Below are 1815 nucleotides of genomic sequence, written 5' to 3' on the forward strand. Positions count from 1 at the left end.
GGCACCGGCTGACGCCGCGGCACGACCGACCCCGCGCGGCCGCCCCGGGTCGAGGCGGTGGCCACGCCCGACGCGCGGGGTGTCACCGCCAGACGCCGCGCTCCGTCAGGACGTCGCGCAGCACGTCGGCACGGTCCGAGATGATCCCGTCGACCCCGAGGTCGAGCAGCGTCCGCATGTCGTCGGCGTCGTTCACGGTCCATACGTGGACGCGCATCCCGGCGGCGTGCGCCGCATCGACGTGCCGGGCGGCGAGCACCTGCCGCCCGCGGAACCGCCACGGCACCTGGTAGACGTCGAACCGTCGACGGGACCGCGCGTGGAACCGCACGCGACCGCCGCTGCGCAGGAAGGCGACGGCCTCGGTCGTCCCGGCCGACGTGGCGACGGGCCGGGACAGCCGCGCGACGGTCGCGTCGCGCCGCGCCGCCGAGAACGACGCGACGCACACGCGGTCGTGCGCGCCGGTCCGCTCGATCGCGTCGGCGACGGGCACGATGCCCGACCGCTCCTTGACGTCGACGTTCACGCGCAGGTCGGGCCACGTGCCGAGCACGTCCTCGAGCAGCGGCACCGGTTCGACGCCGCCGATCCGCGCCTCCCGCACGCGATCCCACGGCAGGTCGGAGACGCGTCCGGTGCGGTCGGTCGTGCGGTCGAGCGTCGCGTCGTGCAGCGCCACGGCCCGCCCGTCGGCGGTGCCGTGCGCGTCGGTCTCGACGTACGTGAAGCCGAGGTCGACCGCGGCCTGGAACGCGGCCAGCGAGTTCTCCAGGCCGTCGGGCGAGAACCCGCGGTGCGCGAGCGCGGCGACGCCGCCGGGTGCGTCGAGGTACGGATGCTTCACGTCGGCCCTCCCGGTCCCAGCACAGCACAGCCCTGCTGACCTGCGCGATCCGTCGAGGGCGGCGACGATGGCTGCATGCCGAACCTCGCACGTGCCGCCCGCGCCGCCGGTCAGCTGGGCCTCGGGGCCGCGCTCCTCACCGCCGGCACCGGCCACCTGACCAACGCCCGGGAGGAGTTCCAGGCCCAGGTCCCGTCATGGTTCCCCGCCGACGCCGACACCGTGGTCGTGGTGTCGGGCGTCGTCGAGCTCGCCCTCGGCACCGCGCTCGTCGCGACGTGGAAGCAGCCGGCCCGCGCGTGGGTCGGGGCGGCCGCGGCGGCGTTCTTCGTCGCGATCTTCCCGGGCAACGTCGCGCAGCTCGTCGAGCGCAAGGACGGCTTCGGGCTCGACTCGGACGCCAAGCGTGCCGCGCGGCTCGTGTTCCAGCCCGCGCTCGTGGCGTGGGCGCTCGCGGCGACCGACGCGCGCCGCCGCCTGCTCCCCCGCTGACCTCCCGCGGCGTCACCTGCTCCGAGCGACGCCGCGGCGGAGCGGCGCGTCGGGTCAGGCCGGTGAGCGGTCCCCCAGCCACGGCTCGAGCACGTCCTGCCGCCCGAGCCACGGCGCGAGCCCGGCGCGGTGCTCGGCCTCGGTGGTGAGCACGTCCCGGAACGCGTCGACGAGGTCGCCGGCCCAGTCCCCGACGCCGGTGAAGACGAGCCGCGTGTCGGGCTCGCGCCGCCCCCAGGTCCCGAGCTGGCCGACGGAGAGCTGACCGCCGGCGCCGTCCCACACGCACACGGAGTCCGGCCGCGTGGGCACCCAGAACCGTCCGCGGCTGCGCGCCGGCACGTCGCCCAGCCGCTCGACGTGCTCGACCAGCCGCTCCGAGTGCAGGGGCCGGGCCGAGCGGAGGTCGAGCGTCCACACCCCGTGCGCGGTCGGGGCACCGCGGTGGGGTGCGGCGTGCAGCGGGTCGGCGCGAC

Annotated in this window: 3 protein-coding genes; 1 reads left to right on the forward strand and 2 read right to left on the reverse strand. The window is 76.7% G+C overall.

The window, feature by feature from the left end:
- Window positions 1-82 precede the first annotated feature (82 nt).
- A complete protein-coding gene (locus HGA02_RS18320) occupies window positions 83-847 on the reverse strand; it encodes a glycerophosphodiester phosphodiesterase family protein (protein ID WP_168680737.1) in 765 nt (254 codons plus the stop codon).
- Between the two features lie 75 nt (window positions 848-922).
- Here HGA02_RS18320 and HGA02_RS18325 point away from each other — a divergent pair, with 75 nt between their 5' ends.
- Window positions 923-1339, forward strand: a complete 417-nt coding sequence (locus HGA02_RS18325; RefSeq protein ID WP_168680738.1) for a DoxX family protein — start codon at window positions 923-925, stop codon at window positions 1337-1339.
- A 54-nt stretch (window positions 1340-1393) separates the two neighbouring features.
- Here the strand turns inward: HGA02_RS18325 and HGA02_RS18330 are convergent.
- Window positions 1394-1815, reverse strand: a 422-nt coding sequence (locus HGA02_RS18330) for a GTP-binding protein (protein ID WP_168680739.1), incomplete at its 5' end; no start/stop codon positions are given.

This window comes from Cellulomonas septica, assembly GCF_012396155.1.
Classification (GTDB): Bacteria; Actinomycetota; Actinomycetes; order Actinomycetales; family Cellulomonadaceae; genus Cellulomonas; species Cellulomonas septica.

Bases quoted from the DNA above. Each gene is read 5' to 3' on its own strand.
- HGA02_RS18325 (WP_168680738.1), top strand. From the start codon at position 923: ATGCCGAACCTCGCACGTGCCGCCCGCGCCGCCGGTCAGCTGGGCCTC.